This is a genomic window from Salinimicrobium profundisediminis, assembly GCF_026241755.1.
GTDB classification, from domain to species: Bacteria; Bacteroidota; Bacteroidia; order Flavobacteriales; family Flavobacteriaceae; genus Salinimicrobium; species Salinimicrobium profundisediminis.
This window is the reverse complement of the sequence record NZ_JAPJDA010000099.1, coordinates 1-1,994: the sequence shown is the minus strand read 5'-3', so window position 1 is coordinate 1,994 and position 1,994 is coordinate 1. Positions and strand designations below refer to the sequence as shown.

Genomic DNA, 1,994 nt, shown 5'->3' with positions numbered 1-1,994 from the left:
CTAAGCTGATGTGGATGAATAGACTTATTTATCCCTGCTTTGTTTAATGATATGCCTCATTTGTGCAATGCTCATTCGATGCGGTGCCCGAATTGTAACGAACAGTGCTTTTTGATCATCGGTTCTTTCTTCTAGATATCTTTTTAACCAAATGCTGCAGCGAGTATTAAAATACACTTCTCTTTCTTTTTTGCCTTTTCCGAATACAATAACGGATTGTTCTGCCATATTTATAGAGTGCTTATCTAAGTTTACAACTTCTCCTATCCTGCAGCCTGTTGAATACATAAATTCGAATAAGGCTTTTTCAAAAGTTGTTTTACAGACTTCACGGAGCAATTCAATTTCTTCTTCTGTAAGAAACTTAGGGATTCTACTCTCTGGCTTTGGTTCTTTAATGGTAGTTACCGGGTTAATCGAAATATATTTCTCTTCTTGAGCCCATTTAAACAATGATTTAATAAAACGAATCCTATGACAGAGACTAGATGCTTTTAACTGAGCTGCAACTTCTCCAAGATATAATTTAATAGATTCTGTAGTAATATCAGTAATCTTAATATCCCCCAAATATTTGATTAATAAGGACATTTGCACTTTGTATACCTTTAAGGTTTGAGAGGAATATCCCTGAATTTGTTTATCTGCTTTATAAAGATTCCAGGCTTCAGATATAAGCATAATGAACATCTCCCTAATTGTTCTATTAATGTCATTATTCGCTTGAAAACTATAAAATATACTAGCTTTATAGATTTTTTTTAAGTTATTGTACCCTTTATTTTAAGTGAAGGACTGTGAAGAACTTTAAATTTCAATCTCACTCACTTAAGTTTATTACAGGAATGTTGTCTTTGTTGATTGTTAATTTCCTAATTCACATTAGATGTAATTTCCTGTTCATCTTCCGTTCATATTCGAGACATAAACTAAGGATGTTAAAAAGAGTTTGGGAGGAATTAAAAGATGAACATTGCTTGGAAAGAAATTAAGAAAAATAAAGTAAGATTTTTGATTTTAGGTTCAATTGTTTTTCTAGTTAGTTTATTAACATTTATAATATCTGGTTTGGCGAATGGATTGTCCCAAGACAATGCTGCCCTCATTAAAGATTTACCAAAAGGGCAATTTTATATGAATAAAGACGCAGAGGAAACTTATAACCTATCAAAAATAGATAGTGATATACAAAAAGAAATATTAAACAAACAAAAAGATGCTGTGGCATTTTCAATTCAAATGGGTTTTCTAAATGACAAGGATGATAAACAACAGAGCGTCGCCTTTGTTGCATCCACTGATTCAAAGCTATTTAAAAATGTTAAAGATGGGGAAATTATATTAGATAGCTCATTGAAGAATAAAGGTATAAAAGTTGGAGATACCTTAACGAATAATCAATTTAGTGGTGAGTTTATCGTAAAGGGTTTTGTTGATCAAAAGAAATATAGTCATGCCCCTGTTGCTTATATAAACATGAAGAATTATCAAGAAATTTATCGAGTTATGGAAATGCAATTAATTTTTACCCCTGGAGGAGATTCTTCTAAAGAATTCACGGGATTACAATCATTTTCAAATAAAGATTTTCTCAATACAATTCCAAGTTATAACGCAGAACAAATGTCTTTAAATATGATTGTTTGGTTTTTAGTTGTCATTAGTGGAATGTTATTTGCTATCTTTTTCTACATGATGAACGTTCAAAAAGTTGGTTTATACGGTATTTTAAAAGCAATTGGTATAAAAACAAGCAGACTATTCAAAATGATGTGGACACAAATGCTCTTTATTACAATAATTGCACTTATTATGTCTATTACACTTAGCCAATTTTTTAATATGGTTGCACCTGAAGGAATGCCTTTCCATTTAACCTTTGAAACAACAGCACAATTATCTATAGTTTTCCTAATTATCGGTTTTATTGGAGCTACACTCTCAGGTATGCAAATCAAAAAAATCGAACCATTACAAGCAATACAACAAGGAGA

2 protein-coding genes are annotated in these 1,994 nt (G+C 31.1%); one reads left to right on the top strand and one right to left on the bottom strand.

Annotation, left to right across the window (positions count from 1 at the left end):
- Positions 1 to 24: 24 nt before the first annotated feature.
- Positions 25 to 681: a tyrosine-type recombinase/integrase gene (locus OQ279_RS18855; RefSeq protein ID WP_266071422.1), complete on the bottom strand. Its 657-nt coding sequence runs from the start codon at positions 679 to 681 to the stop codon at positions 25 to 27.
- 285 nt (positions 682 to 966) lie between these two features.
- Between OQ279_RS18855 and OQ279_RS18850 the strand changes: the two genes are divergently transcribed.
- On the top strand, positions 967 to 1,994 hold a 1,028-nt coding region (locus OQ279_RS18850; protein ID WP_266071420.1), incomplete at its 3' end, for an ABC transporter permease.

What these genes read in the sequence shown, in the direction of transcription:
- OQ279_RS18855 (WP_266071422.1), bottom strand. Translation starts at nt 681, where the DNA reads ATGCTTATATCTGAAGCCTGGAATCTTTATAAAGCAGATAAACAAATT.